The following is a 22,547-nucleotide window of genomic DNA, read 5'->3' as shown; positions in this document are numbered from 1 at the left end:
CGCTCCGCATGTTGTCTCGCCGAATGAAAAACGCCAGCCCTGTCGGCTGGCGTTTTGACTTTTCATGTCGATGCGCGAGGTGCTTCGACCTTCACACCGACTGCGCCGCGAGTTCCTGGACTCGCCGTTGCAGGCCCGGCTTGTAACCGAAGTGGAAGAACACCTCCGCCATCAGGAACATCGGCGCGATAAATATCTGAAAGAGGTTGTCGAGCAGCGCAGGTTTGCGGCCCTCGAAATGATGGCCAATCAGTTGAATGATCCAGCCCCCGACGAACAGCGCGCCAAAGACGGTCAGCGCCCAAGGCCACGGCAGTCTGGCCAGATGCTGCGTGACGGCCAGCAGCACGGCGAAAAAAGCCGTCATGGCCAGTGCGAGCGGGACATCGAGCAGGAAGTAATACATCAGCAGCACCAGCACGATCACATGCGTGGCATTCAGACCGCTCGGGCCGAGCGGCACCCACGAGAACGCCTGCATCACGGCAAGAATGATCATGGGAACGCCGAAGAAATGGGTGAGGCGATTCTTGGGACTGCGGTGATAGCGCTGGTAGAACGACATCTGTTGCGCCAGTGATTTCATGCCAGCCTCCTGCCAAGGGGGACGGGGACATTGCGAGGGCGCCGGCGACGGAACCGGCGTCTGAGCCGACCGCAAGAGACGGTCGGCATTCCATTGTAGTCACACTCGGAAAGACATTTTGCTGCGATGCGTCAAAGTGACTCGGATGCCGGACGAAGCGATTTCCCGTCCTATTTCGGCTGCATGCGGATTGCGCCGTCGAGCCGGATGACCTCACCGTTGAGCATCGGGTTGCGCACGATCTGCTCCACGAGCATCGCGTATTCGGCGGGTTTGCCCAGACGCGGCGGGAACGGCACCATCTGCCCAAGCGACGCCTGCACTTCGGCCGGCATGGCGAGCATCATGGGCGTCTCGAAAATGCCTGGCGCGATGGTCATCACGCGGATTCCGCTGCGCGACAGGTCGCGAGCCACGGGTAACGTCAGACTCGCCACGCCGCCTTTGGACGCCGCGTATGCGGCCTGCCCCATCTGGCCGTCGTATGCAGCGACCGAGGCGGTGTTGACGATTACGCCGCGTTCGCCTTCGCCGTTGGGTTCGCCCTGGCTCATCGCGCTGGCCGCGAGACGAATCATGTTGAACGTGCCGATCAGGTTGATCTGGATGACGCGAGAGAAGGTGTCGAGGGGATGCGGCCCATCGCGGCCCACGGTCTTGCTGCCAATCGCAATGCCCGCACAATTGACGAGGCCGCGCAGTGTGCCGAGCGCCTCTGCCGCCGCCACCGCCGCTTTGCCGTCGTCTTCGCGAGTGACATCGCACTTGACGAACTTGCCGCCGAGTTTCTCGGCAAGCGCTTCGCCCTCATCGACATTCACATCGGCGAGCACGACCTTTGCACCGAGTCCGGCAAGCCAGCGCGCGGCGGCCGCACCCAGGCCTGAGGCGCCACCGGTGATCAGAAACACATTGCCCTGAATTTCCATGCGTCATCCTCCTTCGGCAAAAAAGGCGGCCCAGTGTGAACTGGCCGCCTTTTTCTATGGCGTCATTAACGTCGACCTGACCGTGAGCGCTGAGTCCTGCACCGGGTCATGAGGGCGACGGCGACGGACTTACTTCAGTGCCTCGAACACGCGCGCGCGGATTTCGTCCACGCTGCCCTGGCCCGAGATCTTGCGATACTGCGGCGGCTCGACGATCGCGCCCGGGCTGCCATGCTTCGCCCAATCCGAATAGTAGGCGACGAGCGGCTTGGTTTGCGATTCGTACACGGCGAGGCGCTTCTTGACGGTTTCTTCCTTGTCGTCGTCGCGCTGCACGAGCGGTTCGCCGGTCACGTCGTCCTTGCCTTCGACCTTGGGCGGGTTGAACGTGACGTGATAGGTACGGCCCGACGCCGGGTGCGTGCGGCGACCACTCATGCGGGTAATGATTTCATCGAACGGCACGTCGATTTCGAGCACGAAATCGATCGCGACGCCAGCTTCCTTCATGGCTTCCGCTTGCGCGATCGTGCGCGGAAAACCGTCGAACAGATAACCGTTCTTGCAATCGTCGGCGGTCAGGCGTTCACGCACCATGCCGATGATGACGGCATCCGGCACGAGGTCGCCGGCGTCCATGAAGCGCTTGGCTTCGAGACCGAGTTGGGTGCCTTCCTTGATCGCGGCGCGCAGCATGTCGCCGGTCGAGATTTGCGGAATGCCGAATTTTTCTTTGATGAAAGTAGCTTGGGTGCCCTTGCCGGCCCCGGGTGCCCCCAACAAAATCAGACGCATTGATGACTCCTGAAAGTTTGTGATTTGTGAATGCTGTGCGTGCGGCAGGCGGGTGCGTCTCCGGCAATCTGCGGCGGTTGCGGGTCCTGTGACCGGCCAAACGCGCTGCGCGCAGACGACGCGCTCGGGCAGGGCGCGACGCGCGCGACCGGGGGTCTGCTCGCGAGAATCAGAGCGATTATGCCACGACGTGCCCGCCCGGCGGCGTTTTGCCGACTTGCGAACGTTGTGCCACTGCGATTTCCGGGACGCTGGCGAGCCCTTCCGACTCGCGTGATGGCCCGGAAATTCGCACGGGATTGGACTTCAGTTTTGCAGCAGTGCGCGAACGCGCTCGAGATCGTCTGCGGTGTCGACACCTGGCAGCGGTGCATCATCCGTGACCAGCACGGCAATGCGTTCGCCATGCCAGAGCGCACGAAGTTGCTCGAGCGATTCGGCGGTCTCGATCGGCGCCTGCGGCAGGCTCGGATAGCTGCGCAGGAACTTGGCACGATAGGCGTAAAGCCCGATGTGACGGAAGATGGGCGTGCTCGCCGCAGGCAAGGTTGCCGTATTGGCAAGCCCGGCAGACCATGCATCGCGCGACCAGGGAATGGGGGCGCGAGAAAAGTAGAGCGCCCGGCTATGCGCGTCGAGTACAACCTTGACGACGTTCGGCGAGAAGATCTCCGCGTTGTCGGTAATCGGGTGTGCGGCCGTCGAGAGGGCGCATTCCGGATGTTCCGCCAGATGCGCGGCCACCGCATGTATCAGACGCGGATCGATGAGCGGCTCGTCACCCTGCACGTTGACGACGATGGTCTCGTCGGACCAACCCTGCTGTACGGCGACTTCGGCAAGACGATCGGTACCCGTCGGATGATCGGCGCGTGTCAGCGCCACGTCGAAGCCGTGGTCGGTGACGGCGTCGACCACGCTCTGGGCGTCGGTGGCGACCACGATCTGGCGTGCGCCCGATTCGCGAGCCCGCTCAGCGACGCGCACGACCATCGGCTTCCCGCCGATATCGGCGAGCGGCTTGTTGGGCAGACGGGTCGACGCGAGGCGCGCCGGTACCACAGCAACGAAGTCGATGGTGCTGATCGAATCGCTCACGATGCAGATTTGTCGTCGTTGACCGGTACCGGGGTGCCCTCGACAGACTGGCGAGCTTCATCGGCCAGCATGACGGGAATGCCGTCACGAATCGGGTAGGCGAGCTTGTCTGCGTGGCAAATCAGCTCCTGGGCTTTCTTGTCGTACTCCAGGGGGCCCTTGCACAACGGGCAGACGAGAATCTCAAACAGTCGGTTGTCCACGCAATTTCTCCACTACCAGTGATACGAGGCGCGCATCGAGCGTGGCCTCGGCAGGAACGGCCCACACACGCGGGTCGGACCAGGTGACGCATTTTACTGCATCCTTTTCGGTGATCAGGATGGCATCGGCTGCGACGCCGTCGAACGGATTCGCCGCAAAGTCGTAATGATCGGGCAAGGCCAGCGTTTCGATTTGCAGACCGGCCGCCCGCAGCGCTGCGAAGAAGCGTTCCGGCGCACCAATGCCGGCCGCTGCCAGCACGCGTTTGCCGGCAAAGTGCGAAAGCGTCCGGGTGAGGGCGGGCTGGCTCACGCACCAGGCGTCACCCAGCACGAGCGTCAGCCGCCACGTGTGCGGCCACTCGGGAAGTGTTCTGCCGTACGGATCGTTGATGAGGTTGGCGTCGCGCTGACGCGAGAGCGGCTCGCGCAACGGCCCGGCGGGCAGCAGGAAACCGTTACCGCCCAGCCGATGGTCGAAGACGGCGATCTCGACGTCTCGCGCGAGGGCGTAGTGCTGGAGGCCATCGTCACAAACGATGACATCGCATGCCGGATGCGCGGCGAGCAGTGCACGGCCGCCTTCGACACGCGACGGCCACACCCACACCGGGGCACCCGTTCGCCTGGCGATCAGCAGTGGCTCATCGCCGACGTCCTCTGGACGTGCCGTTTCGCCGACTTCAGTCGGACGGGACAATGTTGCGCCATACCCGCGCGAGAGTACTCCGGGCGTATAGCCATGCTTACGCAGCGCGCCGACAAGTGCGATGACAGTTGGCGTCTTGCCCGTACCGCCCACGGTCAGGTTACCGACCACGATCACTGGCACCGGCAGTCGCGTCGACGTTTTCCAGCCCTGGCGAAAGCTCGCACGCCGCCATGCGGCAACGGCCCCGAAAACCCACGACAGGGGCCACAGCAGCCACGCGATGAGTCCTCGCCGCTGCCATTGCGCGCTCACCCAATGCACGAGCGAACCCGACAGGCGCGGCACCAGTGCGCGCGAGCGCGGGCCGGTGCTCGGACCAGAGCGTGATGAGGGCATCGTCATCGGGTCGGGGAGGCTGCCCCGCCGTGCGCGGCCGTCGAGCGCGCGGCGAAGGTCAGACGCGACAAACCGGCCTCGCGGGCAGCTTCCATCACGTTGATGACCGACTGATGGGAGCTCTTGGCGTCGGCGTTGATGATGATGACCGGTGATTCGGCGCCGCTGCTCGCGGGGCCCGCGGCCTGACGCAGCGCCGCGGTGAGGCTGGCTACATCGCGTTGCGCGAGCGCATGCCGATCGATCGCGTAACTACCGTCGGCACCCACCGATACCACGATCTGACGCGGCGGAACGACAGCCTTTTCCGCATCGGCCGTCGGGAGATTGACTTTGAGCGCCGTGTAACGCGTATAGGTCGTGGTGACCATCAGGAAGATCAGGATGACGAGCAGCACATCAATGAGCGGGATCAGATTGATCTCCGGCTCGTCGCGTGTGGAGAGACCTCGACGGAAATTCATCGTGCGTCTCTCGGTTCAGTGCCGCGGCAGTGTGGCATCGAGAAAATGGACCGCCTGCGTCTCGAGTTCGACCAGAAACGCGTCGACGCGCGTGCGGTAGTAACGATAGAAGATCATCGCGGGAATCGCGATCATCAGACCGAACCCGGTGTTGTACAGCGCCACCGAAATGCCGTGCGCCAGTTGCGCCGGGTCGGTGCCCGTGGCGTCTTGAGCGCCGAAGATCTCGATCATGCCGATGACGGTGCCGAACAGGCCCATCAACGGAGCGACGGACGCAATGGTGCCCAACGCAGGCAGGAAGCGTTCGAGTTCGTGCGCGACGGCACGTCCGGTCTCCTCCAGTGCTTCCTTGGCGCCTTCGCGCGGTCCCTGCGGGTTGTGCGCGACGAAACGAACGCCCGTGGCGAGTACGCGCCCGAGCATCGAACCACGTGCCAGCGCATCGGTCGCGTCCTGTTTGGCCGAACCGCGGCGGGCAAGCGTGATCGCGCTTTCGAGAACGCCACTCGGCAGTACGCGCGCGCGACGCAGCGACAGGGCGCGCTCGACAATCAGGGCGAGGGCGATAACGGAAGCGATGAGAAGTGGCCAGATGGGCCAGCCGGCGGCCTGGATGACGGCAAACAAAGACGACCTCTTACTTATTGCGGGGGATGGGCAAACGAGTCCGAACTGTAGCGTGCAGGGGGGGGATGGGCAAGCACCGTTTTCCACACCATCCGAGCACAAGGATGTGGACAACCTTGGGATACTTTAGGCAACTCTTTGACCTGACGGTACTTTTTAGTTCGTGATGAAAAAATGGGCAGCAAATCGTTTCAGAAATGAACACCGCCGCAAACTCACGATTCCCAAGAAACTCGAGATGGCCTGTGGATAACTATGTGCACATGTTGTCCTCTGAACATATATCTTCGTGGCCCCGCCGCAATGGCGCAGCGACGTCACTCTGATGCCCGCTGAAAAGCCCGGTAAATCAAGGATTTGGCATCTTGATGCTGGAAATATAGGGCGCCCGGGCGCGAAAACCCTTAAATTAGCGGGCCTGTGGACAGTTTTTCGTCAGCGAACACGCATGAACCTATCTTTCGACGACGCCCGGCCCACCGGTGGTGCGGATCGCGTGCTAAGTGTTTCGGATTTGAACAAGGCCGTTGCCGGCGTGCTGGAGCGCAGCTTTCCGCTGGCGTGGGTCAGCGGCGAAATCTCGAACTTCACGCGCGCGGCAAGCGGCCACTGGTATTTCTCGATCAAGGACGCACAGGCGCAAATGCGTTGCGTGATGTTCCGTGGCCGCGCGCAGCACGCCGACTTCTCGCCCAAGGAGGGCGATCGGGTGGAAGTTCGCGCGCTGCTCTCGATGTATGTGCCGCGCGGGGAGGTTCAGCTCAATGTCGAGGCGATCCGCCGCGCCGGACAAGGCAACCTGTACGAAGCGTTCCTGAAACTCAAGGAGAAGCTCGCCGCGGCAGGGTTGTTCGACGCTCAGCGCAAGCGTGCCTTGCCGAGATATGCCCGCCGCGTGGGCGTTGTCACATCGTTGCAGGCGGCGGCTTTGCGCGACGTGCTGACGACGCTGGCCCGGCGCGCCCCGCACGTCTCGGTCGTGGTCTATCCAGCCCCCGTGCAAGGCAGCGACGCCGCCTCACGGCTGGCGGCCGCGCTCGATACGGCCAACGCCCGTTGCGAGGTGGACGCCCTTTTGCTGTGCCGTGGTGGCGGTTCCATCGAAGATCTGTGGGCGTTCAACGAAGAAGTGCTTGCCCATGCCATCGCTCGCAGTGAGCTGCCCGTTGTCTCCGGTGTGGGGCACGAAACCGATTTCACGATTGCGGATTTCGTGGCCGACGTGCGCGCGCCCACGCCGACGGCCGCGGCCGAACTGATCAGTGCAGCCCGCGACGAGTGTCTGCGCGAGGTCGACCGGCAGCGCCAGCGCCTGACCCGGGCGATGTGGCGCATGTTGGAGCAGCGTGGCCAGCAGCTCGATAGTCTGTCTCGCGGGCTGGTTTCGCCTCGTGAGCGTCTGGCGCGTCAGCGCGGCGAACTCGCGCACCTGAGCGACCGAATGCGTCACGCGCTGGAACGGCCGCTGGCCCAGCGCCGCGGGCGTTTCGAGATGTTGCGCCTTCGTCTGGCGCGCGCCGTACCCGATGTGGCGTCGCAGCACGAGCGTGTCTCGCTACTCTTGCAGCGTATGCAAAGCACCATGTCACGCCGCGCAGAGCGCGCCACCCAACGACTCGCCGACGCCACGGCGCAACTCGAGTTGCTCAATCCGCGCCGCACGCTGCAGCGCGGCTACGCCGCCGTACTCGACGGGAAGGGCCAGCCGGTGCGCGATCCGAGAAAACTGCAGCGGGGCCAGCAAGTGACAATGCATCTGGCCGATGGCGCCGCGGACATCGGCATTGGTGATGTTCAGGTCAGGCTAGACGATACTTTTTAGCGGGACCGGTTCAGCAATACTGACAAATCGCAGCCATCGTGCGTCGATTAGCCGGGATTGGCAAACAATCGTCGCGTGGATATCGGATGGTGCGGCAAATCGAGTAACCGTGCGGTTTGCGGGGTTTTCGCATCTGCCCTAGAATCGATGGCTCCGGATAACGCAAAATCGGGTTCCCCTCAGAGCACAAAGGACAATTGCCATGGAACACAAGCTCCCTGAACTGCCGTACGCCATCGATGCACTGGCGCCGACCATCTCCAAGGAAACGATGGAGTATCACTACGGCAAGCATCACCAAGCCTATGTGACCAACTTGAACAACCTGATCAAGGGCACCGAGTTCGAAAACGCCAGCCTCGAAGACATCATCAAGAAGTCGTCGGGCGGCGTGTTCAACAACGCAGCACAGGTGTGGAACCACACCTTCTTCTGGAACACCCTGTCGCCGAAGGGCGGCGGCGCACCGACGGGCGATCTGGCCAAGGCCATCGACGCCAAGTTCGGTTCGTACGATGCCTTCAAGGAAGCCTTCTCGAAGTCGGCCGTGGGCAACTTCGGTTCGGGCTGGACGTGGCTCGTGAAGAAGGCCGACGGTTCGGTCGACATCGTCAACACCAGCAACGCTGCTACGCCGCTGACCGGCGCTGACAAGCCGCTGATCACCATCGACGTGTGGGAACACGCCTACTACATCGACTACCGCAATGCCCGTCCGAAGTTTGTCGAGGCATTCTGGAATCTGGTCAACTGGGAATTCGCCGCGAAGAACTTCGCGTAATCGAGCCTCCCGGACTTTGCTGGCCGAGACCATCGACTTCGGCGAGATTCGCTAAAAGGAGCGTCAGGCGCCCAACCCGAGCGTCTGGCGTTGCCGGCAAAACGAAAGCCCACCGCTTGCGGTGGGCTTTTTGTTTTCAGCGGTTGCAGGACCGCGCGCTTCTGCACATTGCTTGATCGCCATCAACATTCTTATATTCGCTCGTCATTAGAGTGTCCACTTCAAACTGAATGGACAACGTATGCCCGACCCTGCGCCAGCGCACGACACTCACGCCGCCCCGGTTTCATCCTCGCCAGATACCCTGCGCGATAGCAGCGGCCCTGAAGCCAGGAGTGACGCTTCACCTCATCGATACTGGCTCGCCGACGCCCGCCTCATGCGCAGTCTGCCGCCGGCCGCGTGGACACTCTTTCGCCTTGCCGAACACAAACGCGGCGGAACTGCCACGCACATGTGGCGCGTCGGCTCGCTTGCGTGGCGTTTCGCGCAAGCGCTCGGCATGCCGGCCGTCGAGGCCCAGGCCCTCGGGCTTGCCGCGGCACTGCACGATACCGGCAAGCTGTGCATTCCGAACGCGATACTCGAAAAGCCGGGCAGGCTGACGCCCGGCGAAATGCGTGTGATGCGAATGCATCCGCAATTGGGTGCCGATGTATTGGGGACGATTGGTGGCGCGGCATGTGAGCTGGCCGCCTGCGTCGCTCGCACGCATCATGAGCGCTATGGCGGCGGCGGTTATCCATACGGCCTGTCGGGGAATCGTATTCCGTTGGCAGGACGGATCGTCGCGCTGGTCGACGTATTCGACGCACTGGCGAGTCACCGCCCATATCGTGCGGCACTCAGTCCGGCGCAGATCGTGGGCGCAATGCTCGCCGAACGTGGGCGTCACTTCGATCCGTGGCTGCTGGATTGTTTTCTCGAGCGCTCGCTTGGCACCGCGTTGGAGATATCGAGCGGCGCCCGTTGAGCGAGCGCCGTCGAATGCCGACGATCAGCGCGGCAGGCCGGAGATCTTCGCGCCCGGGCCGAGGTTCTTGTGCTTGAACCAGCCGAGATTCATTTCGAGGGCGTAACGCACAGCCGCGCGCGGGCAGTGGTTATCTTCGGTCTGCGGTGCCATGTCTTCGATGTTCACGATCGTGCCGTCGTCGGCGAGAAACGCGATGGACAACGGCAGATTCGTGTTTTTCATCCAGAAGCAGTGCCCCGCACGTTGTTCGAACACGAAGAGCATGCCGGCGTTGGCGGGCATCGTCGTGCGATACATCAGACCCTGTTCACGGTCTGCCTCGTTGGCGGCGACTTCGGCCTTGATGAGGTACATACCGGCAGAGAGCTGGATGGTCGGGAACTGCCCCGGCTGCTTGATTTGTGCGGTGGCGCTCACTGGCACGAGCGCCATGATGGCAGCGGTGGTGGCAAACGTGGCGCTGGCGGCGATCGCAGCCAGTTGACGTGAAATCCGGATCACAAACGGCTCCTGGGAAGCTCGGGGGAACGTCAGATAGGTGGCGAGCCATTGTAGCCGCCGGACGAAAAAAAAGCAGGTTGCATGAGCAACCTGCTTATTACCGTCCGTTGCGCAGTGAGCCGCGCAATGCGGTACTTACTTGCTGGCAGCGGCCGGAGCTTCAGCAGCCGAAGCCTTCTTAGCCGACTTCTTGTGCGTCGACTTCTTGTGCGACGACTTCTTCTTGGCAGCCGGCTTGCTAGCAGCGGCCGGAGCGGCACCAGCGTCAGCGGCCGGAGCCGAAGCTTGGGCGAACACGCCAGTTGCGAACAGGCCAGCGACCAGGGCAGCGATCAGTTTTTTCATGAGATTCCTCGTTGAAGCTCGATGTTTGGGTGGTGTACTCGTTGACCCGCGAAGTGAGTCATCTCCTTTAACGTCCGGTCAGGACATCGGTTGACAACCCACCCGAGGATTTTTTCGATAGCCAGTATTACGGCTTATTGCCAGCCGGCGGTTGGCTCATTGCCTTCTTGCCGGACTTCTTGTGGTGATGCTTCTTGTGCGTGGAAGCCTTTTTCGCCGGGGCAGCATGATCAGCAGGCGCAGCTGCTGCAGGCGCCGCCGGGGCGACAGGCGCCGTTGCCGGTGCCGATTGTTGGGCCATCGCGGCGCCGGACACAATCAGGCCGGCGGTCAGTGCGAGCAGCAGTTTGTTCATGACTTGGTTTCCTCGTTTCAGTTAGTGGTGCGTATGTTGCGCACCTGTTCCCTCAACGAGATGGACGACTGCGCGGTTGACCCGAAAGTGTAAGTAATTGTTGCGGCAGTTCGCACCATTGTCCTGGGGCGAGGTTCAACGAAAAGACGTCGACCGGACCGATGGCGACGCGCACGAGCCGCAGCGTCGGTTTGCCGACGGCGGCGGTCATGCGTCTGACCTGACGGTTCTTGCCTTCGACAAGGGTGATCTCCAGCCAATGGGTCGGGATGCTGGCCCGATAGCGGATCGGCGGGTTACGCGGCCAGAGATGGGATGGCTCCGGGATTTCGCGCGCCTCGCACGGCAGCGTGACGAAGTCGCCCAGATCCAGACCGCGGCGCAGCCGTGCCACGGCAGTTTCGTCGTATGCACCTTCCACCTGCGCCCAATAGGTCTTTGGCAGTTTGCGTTCCGGTTCGGCGATGCGGGCTTGCAGTCGCCCATCGTCGGTGAGCAGCAGGAGTCCTTCACTGTCGGCGTCGAGCCGTCCTGCCGGATAGACGTCCGGCAGCGTAATGCACTCGGCAAGCGTCGGGCGCGTCGGATGCGGCGAAAACTGGCAAATCGTGCCGAAGGGTTTGTTAAGCGCGAGAAGTGTCATACCGGGGGAAGAAAATCGGAAATTGCCGAGGCATCGGTGTGCGATATTCGTTGCGTCGCCCATGACACGAACGCATGACGCGGTGACTCGCTCCTCTGGTCAGCCCCGCCATGTTAATGCATAATCCAAAACGTCAGTCTTATGTCTTATATAAGACTTAAGCCATGTCACACGCATCAACCGGTGCTGTGACTACAATAGGGCGGAAATGCGTCGAGCGGTCACTCACCCCTCATCCGGATCGATGCGCGCAGTCCGATCCCTTCATTGGAGCCCCACCATGTCGTATCAGCACATCAAGGTCCCGGCAGGCGAGAAGATCACCGTCAACAAGGATTTCTCACTGAACGTGCCGGACAATCCGATCATCCCGTACATCGAAGGCGACGGCACGGGCGTGGATATTACGCCAGTGATGCTCAAGGTCGTCGATGCTGCCGTGGAGAAGGCGTACGGTGGCAAGCGCAAGATCAGTTGGATGGAAATCTATGCGGGCGAGAAGTCGACCCGTATCTATGGCCCGGACGTGTGGTTGCCCGATGAGACGCTGCAGGTCGTGAAGGACTATGTCGTGTCGATCAAGGGGCCGCTGACGACGCCGGTCGGTGGCGGTATCCGTTCGCTCAACGTGGCAATGCGTCAGCAACTCGACCTGTACGTTTGTCTGCGTCCTGTGCAGTACTTCAAAGGGGTGCCGTCGCCGGTGCGTCAACCCGAGAAGATCAACATGGTGATCTTCCGCGAGAACTCCGAAGACATCTATGCCGGGATCGAATGGGAAGCTGAATCCGCCGGGGCGAAGAAGCTGATCGCGTTCCTGCAAAACGAAATGGGCGTGACCAAGATCCGCTTCCCTGGCACTTCGGGCATTGGCGTGAAACCGGTGTCTCGCGAGGGCACGGAACGATTGGTGCGCAAGGCCATTCAGTACGCGCTCGACAACAACCGCGATACGGTCACGCTCGTTCACAAAGGCAACATCATGAAGTTCACGGAGGGCGCGTTCCGCGATTGGGGATACGCACTGGCCAAGAACGAATTCGGTGCGACGGAGATCGATGGCGGCCCGTGGTGCAAAGTGAAGCACCCCAAGACGGGCAAAGAGATCATCATCAAGGATTCGATTGCAGATGCCTTCCTGCAGCAGATCCTGCTGCGTCCGGCAGAGTACGACGTGATCGCCACGCTTAACCTCAACGGTGACTACATCTCTGACGCGCTTGCCGCACAGGTGGGTGGCATTGGTATCGCGCCGGGCGCGAACCTGTCCGATTCGGTGGCGATGTTCGAAGCGACGCACGGCACGGCGCCGAAGTATGCTGGCAAGGACTACGTGAATCCGGGTTCCGAGATCCTCTCGGCAGAGATGATGCTGCGTCACATGGGCTGGACAGAAGCCGCAGATCTGATCATCGCGTCGATGGAGAAGTCGATCCTCTCCAAGAAAGTGACGTACGACTTCGCACGCCTGATGGAAGGTGCAACGCAGGTGTCGTGCTCGGGCTTTGGCAGCGTGATGATCGAAAACATGTAATACGTGCTGCCCTCGCGACGAATGCCTTAGCGCTCAGACAAACCCCGGTGCGGCGACGCAATCGGGGTTTTCTATTTGGGCCCAGGCGCCCGACGACGACGCCCGTCATGGTGGACCCGATGAGGGCGAAGTTCGCCACGTGCCTGAGTTTCTTTCGGGTGTCTTCGGTGAGTTTGATCATAAGGCTTGGCGCGACAAACGCGACGTAGAGGGGGGCGCAGGAGAAATTCTATTTCGCCCCGATACGTCCAACGCAGGCCCTGAGTCGCCTGTCGGCCAGCAAATCGGACAAATCTCGAAGTGCTACGCCTCGCTACCGGACAACGATGGTCGTGGTCACGCGATGGTCGCCTGAGCTTGGTACGTGGCTGGTGAATTCGCGCGGGAATCCGACGGTCCAGACGACAACGTCCTTGCCGGGCGCCTGTCCCGCCTGATACCAGACGATCAGGCCGGGGAAGCGCATCGTTTCGCAACGCCGGCCGTCCGGCACCGTGTAATCGATCCATTCCGGCAAGACTTCACCGAGCGCCGGTGTCGAATCGAGCTGGAACGTCGGCTGGCCCAGCGAACGGCACAGCACACTGTAGTTCGGTTGCACCCAGATTGCGATCTTCTGGCCGACGGTAACGCTGAGCTCGATGGTGGGCGGCGGATACGCCGCCTGCGCGTGCGCCGTGCTCATACTCAGCACGCACGCGATGAACGCCATCGTGCGCAATGCGGTTCCTGTGGTGTCCATGATGGACCTCCCAGCCCCCTTTGCGGCCGACGCATAGACCTTCTCTTGGTCCCTGCAAGCCATCGGCACGACGCTTTCATTACAGTGCATGCGTGAAGACAACGCAAGGAACGCACGCGCTAGCGTCTCGTGCTACGCTTCCCGCGTGTTTTCTATACGTCATTTGGGGGAGGAAGCGCATGAAGGTCCATCGCATCGTTGCCAACATTGCGGCGCCGTCGCCCCAGGCGCTGCGGGCGGCGCAACGCTTTTACGGCGAATTGCTCGGGCTGGATCTGCTGATGGATCACGGCTGGATTGCTACCTACGGCAATGCGTCGAAGATGAGCGTTCAGGTCAGCATTGCCACCGAAGGCGGCAATGGCACGCCAGTGCCGGATCTTTCGGTGGAAGTCGACGATGTCGACACTGCGCTTTCACGCATGCGCGACGCTGGCATTGCCATCGAATATGGACCCGCCGACGAACCCTGGGGCGTGCGGCGCTTCTACGTGCGCGACCCGTTCGGTCGTCTGCTTAACATCCTCTCGCATCGCTGATCGCCAACGGTCTGCGGCGCCGAATCTCATCGCCAGGGCACCAACTTACCGTCCGTCGAACCAGGCCGCGAGGCGTTGTTGTTCGAATGCCTGGACAACGTGATCCACGAACACACGCGTTCGCAGCGGCAACAGCTTCTTGTTCGAGTAGTAGATGGACACCCCGCCATACTCTTCGAACCAGCCTGGCAGCAACCGTTGAATGCGGCCCGACGCCAGCAATGGCGCCGCGTGCGGCATTGGCAGCAACGCCACGCCATAGCCTAGCGCTACAGCATGTGCCATGGCCTCCGGATCGTCGAAGATCATGCGGGTCCGTGCCTCGATGCTGACCCGCTCACCGGCGGCGTTGCACAGGTCCCATGCGCGAAGTCGTCCCGACATGCCGGAGCGCCGGATCACGGCGTCGCAGGCGGCCAGATCCGCTGGATGCGTGGGCGCTTTGCGTCCGGCCATGTACTCAGGGGATGCGCAAATCACGGCGTAGGTCGGGGCAAGCCGGCGTGCGATAACGCCGGGCGTGAGCTCGATGCCTCCGCCAATCGCGGCGTCGAAGCCCTCCGCCACCACGTCCACGGTCCGGTTGTCGAACCGCCAGTCCGGCACGATGTCCGGATAGCGCGCAAGAAAGTCGCCGAGCAACGGCACGAGATACTGACGGCCGAACGCATGCGCCACGCTGACCTTGAGCACGCCGGACGGCTTTCCCTCGCCTTCTGCGGCGCGCGAGAAGGCGTCGGTCAACGCGGCGAACGGTCCATCGACGTCGAGCAGGAAACGCTCGCCGCCCGCCGTCAGCGTGAGGCTCCGGGTGCTCCGATGAAACAGCCGCAAGCCGAGTTGGGCTTCCAGACGCGCCACATTCTTGCTCACCGCCGCAGGCGTCATCCCGAGTCGCCGCGCGGCTGCCGAGAAACTTCCCGCACGTGCGCTGAGGACGAAGGACTCGATCAGATGCAGCGCGTCCATTTCATCTGTTCCATTGGGTTGAAATTAATGATCGTCATTATGGTCTAGTTGCGATGTAATTTGCCACCGATACTGGCTTCACTTTTCAACCGGTGGAGCAACACCATGGCAACGAATTTCCAAGGCAAAGTGGCATTTGTGACGGGCGGCTCGCGCGGTATTGGCGCGGCCATCGTGCAGCGGTTCGCCGACGGCGGGGCGACCGTCGCCTTTACGTACAAGGGATCGAAGGCGGCAGCGCAAGCCCTCGTGGCCCGCATTCAGGCGTCGGGCGGTCGTGCGATCGCCTTGCTCGCCGACGCGAGCGATGCCGCCGCGTTGACCCGCGCAGTGAACGACACCGCGCAGCAACTCGGCAAGATCGACATTCTTGTGAACAACGCCGGCGTGTTCACGCTGGGATCGGTTGCCGATCTCGCGCTCGAGGACTTCGATCGCATGCTCAACGTGAACGTGCGTGCCGTGTTCGTCGCGTCGAAGGCGGCGCTCGCGCACATGGGGGAAGGCGGACGCATCATCAACATCGGCTCATGCAACGCGGAGCGCATACCGTTCGAGGGCGGCGCGACGTATGCAATGAGCAAGGCAGCGCTGGTCGGCCTCGTCAAAGGCATGGCGCGCGATGTCGGTGGGCGAGGCATCACGGTCAATAACGTTCAGCCGGGCCCGACGAATACCGACATGAACCCCGCCGAGGGCGATTTCGCCGCGTCGATGCACGACATGATGGCGCTCAAGTATCACGCCCGCCCGGAGGACATCGCGGCGATGGTGGCCTACGTCGCCAGCGACGAGGCGAGCTTCGTGACCGGCGCAAGCCTCACCATCGACGGCGGTTATAGCGCGTGAGCATCGTCTGAATTCGTGGCGCATGCGGTGTGAGCGTCATCGTAAGAAATGCAACGTCGCGGCGGTGAAAAGTCGATCGACCCGAGGGCTTGCGAGATTGGCAAACTCCGGGAAACCGCCCGATACCCCGCACCGTTGCTGTGTTTCATCGTTTCGCGCGTGAGTGCGGCCGCTGCCGAGCGGCGTATTACAGGCGTAACGGCATGTAAGTTGCGCCGTGCGTCACCGTAAACCCGCGCATGGTGCAAGCGACGTAGACTGCGCGAATGAAGGTCGTCCACCTCTCTCATACGCCAGTGGCGGGCAGCCCGGGCAACATCGTCTCGGCGCTGAACCGGCATACCGATATCGCCGCGCGGCACGTCGTCTATGACGCGGCCGCATATGCGTCGCGCACCTTTGCCGTTGACCTCGACTGGCAGCGTCATCGTGAAGAAGCCCTCGACGTCATTGCTGCGGCAGATGTCATTCATATCCATCAGATATTTCCGATGGAGGCGACGTTCGGCGCCGACGTTCTGCGTCGTTTCGGCAACAAGCGCTTGATCCGTCAGTTTCACTCGGCGCCAGAGCTATGGTGCCGCGACGACGCCGTCATGCGCGAGCGCATCGTCAACGACCCGCTGCCTCAACTCGTCATTGCCCAGGGGCCCGAGCGCTTCTATCCGTTCGCGCGCGTGGTACCCAATATCGTGCCGCTCGACGACGAGCGCTATCTGCCGCAACCCGAATGTCCAGGCGAGACGGGGTGTCCTGTGGTCGTTTTTTCGCCCAGTGGAGCCTCGTCGGGTTGGCGCAAGCGCTGGGAGACGAAGGGGGCGCCGCAGACGCTGCGCTTGCTGCGTCGGCTCGAGCGCCGGGGGCTGTGCGAGGTCCGGCTCATCATGGGGGTGCCGCATGACGAGTGTTTGCGCCTGAAGCAGCGTGCTGCCGTTGCGCTGGACGAATGTGTGACAGGCAACTATCACCTCTCGGGCCTCGAGGCGCTCTCGCAAGGCAAACCAACGCTCGGTCACCTCGACAATCGCGTGCAGGCACAGCTTCGCCATCTGACCGGGGCTTGCGATCTTCCCTGGGTCGACGTGCCGCTGGAGGCTGCCGAGGCGCCCTTGGCGGCGTTGCTGGAGAACGCGTCGCTGCGTGCGCAGATCGGGGCGGCGTCGCGTCGCTGGATGGAAACCTACTACCGTGACGCCGCGATGGTGCAGCACTACCGGCAGGCGTATCTCGACCTCTTCAATGCGCCGCACCGCTTCGGCGAGCGCCGCATCGATCTCGCCAGCCAATGGCTCGCCGTCGCGCTGCCGAATTTTCGCTGGCAGGCGCGGCGTAACGCCAACGCGTTCTGGCGCGGGCTGTGGGAAACCTGGCACGGACGCTGAGCCTCGAGCGTCACTCCGAAAACAGATCGAATAACAGGGTGCGCATCCACCGGCTCGCCGGCTCCTGGTGATAGCGCGCATGCCAGAACAGATTGATCTGTACGTCCGGCAAATCCAGCGGATGATCGACATAACGCAGACCGAAGTGCTGCGCGCTGCGCAGGGCGAACTTCTCCGTCACGGTCGCAATGAGATCCGTAGCGTGCAGGATGTCGGCGAGCGCGACGAAATGCGGCACACGCAGCCGGATGTTGCGTTGCACGTGGGCTCGCGCCATGAAGTCGTCGACCTGTCCGTGCCCGGTGCCTGCGGCAATGACCATGACCTGTTCCGCCCGCTCGAAATCCTCGCGCGCCATGCGTGTTTTCTTCGGTTTGTCGAGCGGATGCCCCGGCCGGAACATACACACATACTTCTGCCGGAACAGCCGCCGCTGGAAGAACTCGGCCGTGAGATCGGGCAGATGCCCTACGGCGAGATCCACCTGACCCGCCGCCATCTCCTCCCGCAAGTTGACGGCCGTATTGCGCACCGTGCTGACCGTGATGCCCGGCGCCTGCTCGCCAAGTGCATGCATGAGCTTCGGCAGGAAATGTACTTCGCCAATGTCCGTCATGGCGATCTGAAATGCGCGTTGGCTCGTTGCCGGATCGAAGGCGAGCTGGCGGTTGAATACGCCATGTAACGCGTCCAGCGCAGTGGCCACCGGTTCGGCCAGTTCAATCGCCATCGGCGTTGGCAGCATACCTCGCGAAGTGCGGATGAAAAGCTCGTCGTTGAACAACTTTCGCAGTCGCGCGAGCGAGTTGCTGACGGCCGGTTGCGTAACGCCGAGCGTTTCGGCCACGCGCGAAACGCGTCTCGCGTTGTACAGATGCTGGAAGACCACCAGCAGGTTCAGGTCGACAGAATGCAGGTCCATGGGGCGGCGTGTCTTGGTGATTCGTAAAATCACTGAAATCTATGGGCGATATAAATGAGATTCTATTGGTTTATATCGCGAGTTGCGCGATGCTTCTTGCAAACGGCGTCTGAACGCCAGATGCAGCGTCCGGCGGGCGCTGACGTAATGGAGACAATCCCCATGCAAGTTCACGTGCAGCCGCTCGGCGAGCGCCTTGACGTCGCCACCGGCGAAAACCTGCTCAAAGCGCTCACCGACCGTCAGATTCCGATTTCGTACAGTTGCCTGTCCGGGCGCTGCGGCACATGCCGTTGCCGGGTGATTTCGGGGGACGTGCTGCAAGCCGAAGGCATCGAATATCGCCATCACGACGACGGGGCGAACCCGGCGCGATATGTCCTCGCTTGTCAGTCCACCGTGCACGCAGACTGCGAAATCGAATTGCCGGAGGTCGACGAAGTCGTCGTGCATCCTGCGAAGATTCTCAAGGCGACGGTGCTCGCCATCGAGCCGCTGACCCACGACATCAAACGACTCGTGCTCAAGCCCGCGAAGCCGCTCAGCTTCTCTCCCGGTCAGTACGCAACGCTGCAATTCACGTCCTCGCACATCCGCCCCTATTCGATGGCCGGACTCGACGCCGACGACACGCTGGAATTCCACATCCGCCGCGTGCCCGGCGGTGCCGTGACCGGTTACATCGACGAACAGCTCAGGGTTGGCGATACCGTGCGTGTGTCGGGGCCGCTCGGCACGTCGTATCTGCGTACGCGTCACGACGGGCCGATGCTCTGCGTCGCGGGGGGCACCGGGCTCGCGCCGGTGTTGTCGATCGTGCGCGGCGCGCTCGCCCGCGGCATGAACAATCCCATCGAAATCTATGTCGGCGCGCGCGCTCCGGAAGACGTGTATGGCCTCGCTTGGCTGCGCGAACTCGCGTCGCGTCACAACGGTATTCGTCTGCATGTCGTGACAACCACCGCAACCACGGGGCGGGAAGATCGTGCGTTCCGTCTCGGGCACGTTACCGAAGCGCTCGCTACCGATTTCACCGCACGAGACGCGCTCACCGGCTGGCGTGCGTATCTCTGCGGCGCGCCACCGATGGTTGACGCCGCCACCAGGCTTCTGCGCGAGCGCGGCCTCGACGCCGCGCATATCTACGCCGACGCGTTCTACGCAAAGGCGGCATGACGCACTGGGCAAGCCCGTTCGCCGATGCCATTTTCCGCTTGCCTGTATCGCCTGCATTCCCCATCCGCCTCAGGAGACGATCGTGAGTACAACACCGCAGACCGGGTTCGAACCGGCGCAGTCCGCTGGCGCCGAACCTTCGGACTTCTGGCCCACCGAGGGCTCGAGCCGCATTCCATTTCGCGTCTACACAGACGAACAACTGTACCGGCGCGAGTTGGACGAGTGCTTCTATCGCCATCACTGGAACTACGTCGGACTCGAAGCCGAAGTGCCGCATCCGGGCGATTTCAAACGGACGGTGATTGGAGAGCGCTCCGTCATCGTGACGCGAGATGCATCGGGTGAGATCAACGTTGTGGAAAACGTCTGCGCACATCGCGGCATGAAGTTCTGTCGCGAAAAGCGCGGCAATCGCACGGACTTTCATTGCCCGTATCACCAGTGGAACTATGACCTGAAGGGCAATCTGCAAGGGGTGCCGTTCCGGCGCGGTGTCAAGCAGGACGGCAAGGTCAACGGCGGCATGCCGAAGGACTTCAGGCCGGAAGATCACGGCCTCACCCAGTTGAAGGTCGCCACACGCGGTGGTGTGATTTTCGCGTCGTTCGATCACGGCATCGAATCGCTCGAAAACTTTCTCGGGCCGGACATCTGCGCGTATTTCGATCGCCTGTTCGATGGGCGAAAGCTGAAACTCCTCGGCTACAACAAGCAACGTATTCCGGGGAACTGGAAGCTGATGCAGGAGAACATCAAGGATCCGTACCACCCGGGACTGCTGCATACGTGGTTCGTGACGTTCGGCCTGTGGCGCGCGGATAACAAGTCGCGTCTGGTGATGGACGCCCACGGACGTCACGCCGCAATGATCTCCACGCGCGGGCAGGGCGGCGGCGGCGAGGTGACTTCGGGGGTGTCGAGCTTCAAGGAATCGATGTCGCTCAACGACATGCGCTTTCTCGACATCGTGCAGGAAGACTGGTGGAAGGGGCCGACGGCGGTGCTTATGACGCTCTTCCCCAGCGTGATCCTGCAACAGCAGGTCAACTCCGTGTCGACGCGTCATATTCAGCCGCGCGGGCCCGATTCATTCGATTTTGTCTGGACCCATTTCGGCTTCGAAGACGATACCGAAGAAATGACGCAGCGCCGCTTGCGTCAAGCCAATCTGTTTGGCCCGGCGGGTTTCGTGTCGGCCGACGACGGCGAGGCCATCGAGTGCTCGCAGGAGGGCTTCGCGCAGAAGCCGTGGCACCGCGTGATCGCCGAATTGGGCGGCACGGGCGTGGAGAACACCGAACATATGGTGACGGAAACCTTGATCCGCGGCATGTACGCCTATTGGCGCCGCGTCATGGGCGTTTGAGGAGACGACACGATGGTGGATTTTGCAACCTTTCAGGCGGTGGTCGAACTCAATGCCGCTTATGCGGCGGCGCTCGATGCGCAACAGTGGGACGCCTGGCCGGACTTCTTTCTCGACGACTGCATCTACCGCATTCAGCCGCGCGAGAACTTCGAGATGGGGCTGCCGCTGGCCACGCTGTCGTTCGAAAGCCGCGGCATGCTGCGAGACCGTATCTATGGGATTCGCGATACGCTGTTTCACGACCCGTATTACCAACGTCATGTGATCGGGCTGCCGGCAATCCGTCGACTTGACGCGGATACGCTGCATGTCGAGGCCAACTACGCGGTGTTTCGCACGAAGCCCGATCAACTCACCGACATCCTGTCGGTCGGGCGCTATCTGGACATCGTCAAACACACCGGCGACGGATGGAAGTTCGCATCGCGCCAGTGCATTTTCGACAGCGAGATGATTCCCAACTCGCTGATTTACCCGATCTGAGATGAGAAACATCATGTGTGGAAACTGGATTGAGGCAGCGTCGCGCGACGCGATTCCCGAGGATGACGTGATCGGCCTGATCGTGGGCGGCCGGGACATTGCCTTGTACGGCGTGGATGGCGAGGTGTTTGCAACCGATAACGCGTGCACTCACGGAAACGCGCGCCTGTGCGACGGGTTTCTGGAGGGGCATGAGATCGAGTGCCCGCTGCATCAGGGCAAATTTGACGTCCGAACCGGCGCCGTCCTGTGCGCGCCGCTCACCGAGGCCGTGAGGACCTACCCGATTCGCATTGAGGCCGGCAAGGTCTACGTCGATCTGGGCTGACGGCATCCCCACTTTAGGCGGAAGTGTCCAAACGGGCTGCCGACGGGCGGCCCGTTGCATTTCCAAGTCAGGAACGCACGCCTAGGGGGCGGGCCGGTCAGCGTTCCGGCGCAGGGGAGGGCGCGGCGGGATCACACGTGCCATATGGGAAACAGGCAATCGATTCACGCACGCCCTTCGGGTTCCGGTTTTGCTTTCGGAAAGGTTAAAAAGCTATTTCTTTCCGATGCTTGACGAATGACTACGTGATGCTGGTTAACCGTGCGACTGCGTAGGAATACTTAGTCAATTGCTGCAATTGCGTAATTGATTTCCGCAACCGGGGAAGTGTCGGGAGTTATTTTAATAACGGAGTGGAATATTGCGATGAATGAAACTTTATAAGAGATTAAACGCAGTTAAATTCCGGGAAGCTCCTGGCATGGAGTGGAAAGTTGCGTTCTCATTTGCATTCAAAAACGGATCCAAAATGTTTCACTATGGTGCGCACATTGTTGCGGTGCAATAAAAAACCCGGCCGAAGCCGGGTTTTCAATGCATCGAACGGCGCTGCTCTCAGGCAGCAGCCTGGATGTTCGAAGCCTGCTTGCCCTTCGGGCCTTGGACGACCTCGAACTGCACCTTCTGACCTTCCTTGAGGGTCTTGAAACCGTTCATCTGGATCGCCGAGAAGTGGGCGAACAGATCTTCGCCACCCTCATCCGGCGTGATGAAACCAAAACCCTTGGCGTCGTTAAACCATTTGACCGTACCGGTTGCCATACAAACTTCCCCTAAACAATTACGACTACTACATATCACCGCAACAACGAGCACATCTGAAAAACCCGCCGGCTGGCGGCGGCTTCTTAGGCTCACCCAGGCATCTTTTCTTTTAAAACGCTTATAGAGGAAAAGCGCCACGATGATTGTTTTCGCTAACTGCCAATAGTGTCAAGCCCTTTTTGAACGATAGAAGTTGTGTTCGATCAGGTTTTACCCTTATATCTGAGGGGGTATAAGGGGTGCAGAGACACGCCCTTGAAATTTGGGTTAAGCTGACTCATATGGGTGTGGCACCCCCCGATAGTCCGGG

General features: G+C 61.7%; 27 protein-coding genes. 11 read left to right on the top strand and 16 right to left on the bottom strand.

The annotated features are described in order from the left end of the window. Nucleotides 1-91: 91 nt before the first annotated feature. From PBR20603_RS12385 to PBR20603_RS12350, 8 genes are all read right to left on the bottom strand, one after another. Complete coding sequence (locus PBR20603_RS12385) at nucleotides 92-586, bottom strand: Mpo1 family 2-hydroxy fatty acid dioxygenase (protein ID WP_150559824.1); 495 nt, start codon at nucleotides 584-586, stop codon at nucleotides 92-94. A 170-nt stretch (nucleotides 587-756) separates the two neighbouring features. Beyond that, complete coding sequence (locus PBR20603_RS12380) at nucleotides 757-1,515, bottom strand: SDR family NAD(P)-dependent oxidoreductase (protein WP_150559823.1); 759 nt, start codon at nucleotides 1,513-1,515, stop codon at nucleotides 757-759. A 129-nt stretch (nucleotides 1,516-1,644) separates the two neighbouring features. After that, the gene (gene adk, locus PBR20603_RS12375; RefSeq protein ID WP_150559822.1) at nucleotides 1,645-2,310 is read right to left on the bottom strand and encodes an adenylate kinase; all 666 of its coding nucleotides are present in this window, start codon (nucleotides 2,308-2,310) and stop codon (nucleotides 1,645-1,647) included. Between the two features lie 306 nt (nucleotides 2,311-2,616). Further along, on the bottom strand, nucleotides 2,617-3,408 hold the full coding sequence (kdsB, locus tag PBR20603_RS12370; protein ID WP_150559821.1) for a 3-deoxy-manno-octulosonate cytidylyltransferase: 792 nt from the start codon (nucleotides 3,406-3,408) through the stop codon (nucleotides 2,617-2,619). Beyond that, entirely contained in the window at nucleotides 3,405-3,611 is a 207-nt protein-coding gene (locus PBR20603_RS12365) for a Trm112 family protein (RefSeq protein WP_150559820.1), read from the bottom strand. The genes kdsB and PBR20603_RS12365 overlap by 4 nt, the downstream gene beginning before the upstream one ends. Next, nucleotides 3,592-4,608 (bottom strand): tetraacyldisaccharide 4'-kinase, encoded by a 1,017-nt coding sequence (gene lpxK / locus PBR20603_RS12360; protein ID WP_150559939.1) that lies wholly within the window; start codon nucleotides 4,606-4,608, stop codon nucleotides 3,592-3,594. The genes PBR20603_RS12365 and lpxK overlap by 20 nt, the downstream gene beginning before the upstream one ends. Before the next feature lie 53 nt (nucleotides 4,609-4,661). Next, nucleotides 4,662-5,123 carry an ExbD/TolR family protein gene (locus PBR20603_RS12355; RefSeq protein ID WP_150559819.1) on the bottom strand — a complete coding sequence of 154 codons (462 nt, stop codon included), beginning with the start codon at nucleotides 5,121-5,123 and terminating at the stop codon, nucleotides 4,662-4,664. 15 nt (nucleotides 5,124-5,138) lie between these two features. Next, entirely contained in the window at nucleotides 5,139-5,753 is a 615-nt protein-coding gene (locus PBR20603_RS12350; RefSeq protein ID WP_150559818.1) for a MotA/TolQ/ExbB proton channel family protein, read from the bottom strand. Nucleotides 5,754-6,201: 448 nt separating this feature from the next. On the opposite strand from PBR20603_RS12350, the gene xseA reads away from it, so the two are divergent. From xseA to PBR20603_RS12335, 3 genes are all read left to right on the top strand, one after another. Next, entirely contained in the window at nucleotides 6,202-7,575 is a 1,374-nt protein-coding gene (xseA, locus tag PBR20603_RS12345) for an exodeoxyribonuclease VII large subunit (protein ID WP_150559817.1), read from the top strand. Between the two features lie 202 nt (nucleotides 7,576-7,777). Continuing rightward, entirely contained in the window at nucleotides 7,778-8,356 is a 579-nt protein-coding gene (gene sodB, locus PBR20603_RS12340) for a superoxide dismutase [Fe] (RefSeq protein WP_150559816.1), read from the top strand. 379 nt (nucleotides 8,357-8,735) lie between these two features. After that, nucleotides 8,736-9,329, top strand: coding sequence for an HD-GYP domain-containing protein (locus PBR20603_RS12335; RefSeq protein WP_174977904.1), 594 nt, complete (start codon nucleotides 8,736-8,738; stop codon nucleotides 9,327-9,329). A gap of 24 nt (nucleotides 9,330-9,353) precedes the next feature. Here PBR20603_RS12335 and PBR20603_RS12330 read toward each other — a convergent pair whose 3' ends face one another. The 4 genes from PBR20603_RS12330 to PBR20603_RS12315 form a co-directional block, all read right to left on the bottom strand. Further along, nucleotides 9,354-9,764 (bottom strand): DUF192 domain-containing protein, encoded by a 411-nt coding sequence (locus PBR20603_RS12330; RefSeq protein ID WP_150559938.1) that lies wholly within the window; start codon nucleotides 9,762-9,764, stop codon nucleotides 9,354-9,356. Nucleotides 9,765-9,968: 204 nt separating this feature from the next. After that, nucleotides 9,969-10,178 (bottom strand): hypothetical protein, encoded by a 210-nt coding sequence (locus PBR20603_RS12325; protein ID WP_150559814.1) that lies wholly within the window; start codon nucleotides 10,176-10,178, stop codon nucleotides 9,969-9,971. A gap of 127 nt (nucleotides 10,179-10,305) precedes the next feature. After that, the gene (locus PBR20603_RS12320; protein ID WP_150559813.1) at nucleotides 10,306-10,533 is read right to left on the bottom strand and encodes a hypothetical protein; all 228 of its coding nucleotides are present in this window, start codon (nucleotides 10,531-10,533) and stop codon (nucleotides 10,306-10,308) included. A 52-nt stretch (nucleotides 10,534-10,585) separates the two neighbouring features. Continuing rightward, a complete protein-coding gene (locus PBR20603_RS12315) occupies nucleotides 10,586-11,176 on the bottom strand; it encodes a pseudouridine synthase (protein WP_150559812.1) in 591 nt (196 codons plus the stop codon). A 280-nt stretch (nucleotides 11,177-11,456) separates the two neighbouring features. Between PBR20603_RS12315 and icd the strand changes: the two genes are divergently transcribed. Next, the gene (gene icd / locus PBR20603_RS12310) at nucleotides 11,457-12,710 is read left to right on the top strand and encodes an NADP-dependent isocitrate dehydrogenase (protein ID WP_150559811.1); all 1,254 of its coding nucleotides are present in this window, start codon (nucleotides 11,457-11,459) and stop codon (nucleotides 12,708-12,710) included. Between the two features lie 313 nt (nucleotides 12,711-13,023). Here the strand turns inward: icd and PBR20603_RS12305 are convergent, their stop codons facing one another. Beyond that, the gene (locus PBR20603_RS12305; RefSeq protein ID WP_150559810.1) at nucleotides 13,024-13,452 is read right to left on the bottom strand and encodes a hypothetical protein; all 429 of its coding nucleotides are present in this window, start codon (nucleotides 13,450-13,452) and stop codon (nucleotides 13,024-13,026) included. A 179-nt stretch (nucleotides 13,453-13,631) separates the two neighbouring features. Here PBR20603_RS12305 and PBR20603_RS12300 point away from each other — a divergent pair, with 179 nt between their 5' ends. Beyond that, nucleotides 13,632-13,991 (top strand): VOC family protein, encoded by a 360-nt coding sequence (locus tag PBR20603_RS12300; RefSeq protein WP_150559809.1) that lies wholly within the window; start codon nucleotides 13,632-13,634, stop codon nucleotides 13,989-13,991. Between the two features lie 45 nt (nucleotides 13,992-14,036). Here the strand turns inward: PBR20603_RS12300 and PBR20603_RS12295 are convergent, their stop codons facing one another. Further along, nucleotides 14,037-14,960 (bottom strand): LysR family transcriptional regulator, encoded by a 924-nt coding sequence (locus tag PBR20603_RS12295; protein ID WP_150559808.1) that lies wholly within the window; start codon nucleotides 14,958-14,960, stop codon nucleotides 14,037-14,039. Nucleotides 14,961-15,065: 105 nt separating this feature from the next. On the opposite strand from PBR20603_RS12295, the gene PBR20603_RS12290 reads away from it, so the two are divergent. Next, nucleotides 15,066-15,809, top strand: a complete 744-nt coding sequence (locus PBR20603_RS12290) for an SDR family oxidoreductase (RefSeq protein WP_150559807.1) — start codon at nucleotides 15,066-15,068, stop codon at nucleotides 15,807-15,809. A 266-nt stretch (nucleotides 15,810-16,075) separates the two neighbouring features. Next, on the top strand, nucleotides 16,076-17,191 hold the full coding sequence (locus PBR20603_RS12285) for a hypothetical protein (RefSeq protein WP_150559806.1): 1,116 nt from the start codon (nucleotides 16,076-16,078) through the stop codon (nucleotides 17,189-17,191). 10 nt (nucleotides 17,192-17,201) lie between these two features. Here PBR20603_RS12285 and PBR20603_RS12280 read toward each other — a convergent pair whose 3' ends face one another. Beyond that, nucleotides 17,202-18,113, bottom strand: coding sequence for a LysR family transcriptional regulator (locus PBR20603_RS12280; protein WP_150559805.1), 912 nt, complete (start codon nucleotides 18,111-18,113; stop codon nucleotides 17,202-17,204). Between the two features lie 162 nt (nucleotides 18,114-18,275). Here PBR20603_RS12280 and PBR20603_RS12275 point away from each other — a divergent pair, with 162 nt between their 5' ends. The 4 genes from PBR20603_RS12275 (at nucleotide 18,276) to PBR20603_RS12260 (ending at nucleotide 21,472) form a co-directional block, all read left to right on the top strand. Beyond that, nucleotides 18,276-19,289, top strand: coding sequence for a 2Fe-2S iron-sulfur cluster-binding protein (locus PBR20603_RS12275; protein ID WP_150559804.1), 1,014 nt, complete (start codon nucleotides 18,276-18,278; stop codon nucleotides 19,287-19,289). Nucleotides 19,290-19,461: 172 nt separating this feature from the next. Further along, nucleotides 19,462-20,658, top strand: coding sequence for an aromatic ring-hydroxylating dioxygenase subunit alpha (locus PBR20603_RS12270; RefSeq protein WP_150559937.1), 1,197 nt, complete (start codon nucleotides 19,462-19,464; stop codon nucleotides 20,656-20,658). Nucleotides 20,659-20,670: 12 nt separating this feature from the next. After that, complete coding sequence (locus PBR20603_RS12265) at nucleotides 20,671-21,144, top strand: aromatic-ring-hydroxylating dioxygenase subunit beta (RefSeq protein ID WP_150559803.1); 474 nt, start codon at nucleotides 20,671-20,673, stop codon at nucleotides 21,142-21,144. A gap of 13 nt (nucleotides 21,145-21,157) precedes the next feature. Next, nucleotides 21,158-21,472: a non-heme iron oxygenase ferredoxin subunit gene (locus PBR20603_RS12260; protein WP_150559802.1), complete on the top strand. Its 315-nt coding sequence runs from the start codon at nucleotides 21,158-21,160 to the stop codon at nucleotides 21,470-21,472. A gap of 555 nt (nucleotides 21,473-22,027) precedes the next feature. Here the strand turns inward: PBR20603_RS12260 and cspD are convergent. Further along, nucleotides 22,028-22,234, bottom strand: a complete 207-nt coding sequence (cspD, locus tag PBR20603_RS12255; RefSeq protein ID WP_010807119.1) for a cold shock domain-containing protein CspD — start codon at nucleotides 22,232-22,234, stop codon at nucleotides 22,028-22,030. Between the last annotated feature and the right edge of the window lie 313 nt (nucleotides 22,235-22,547).

It is taken from the genome of Pandoraea bronchicola (assembly GCF_902459805.1).
GTDB classification, from domain to species: Bacteria; Pseudomonadota; Gammaproteobacteria; order Burkholderiales; family Burkholderiaceae; genus Pandoraea; species Pandoraea bronchicola.
The sequence above is the reverse complement of the archived record's forward strand: the minus strand, read 5'-3'. Positions and strand labels throughout refer to the sequence as shown.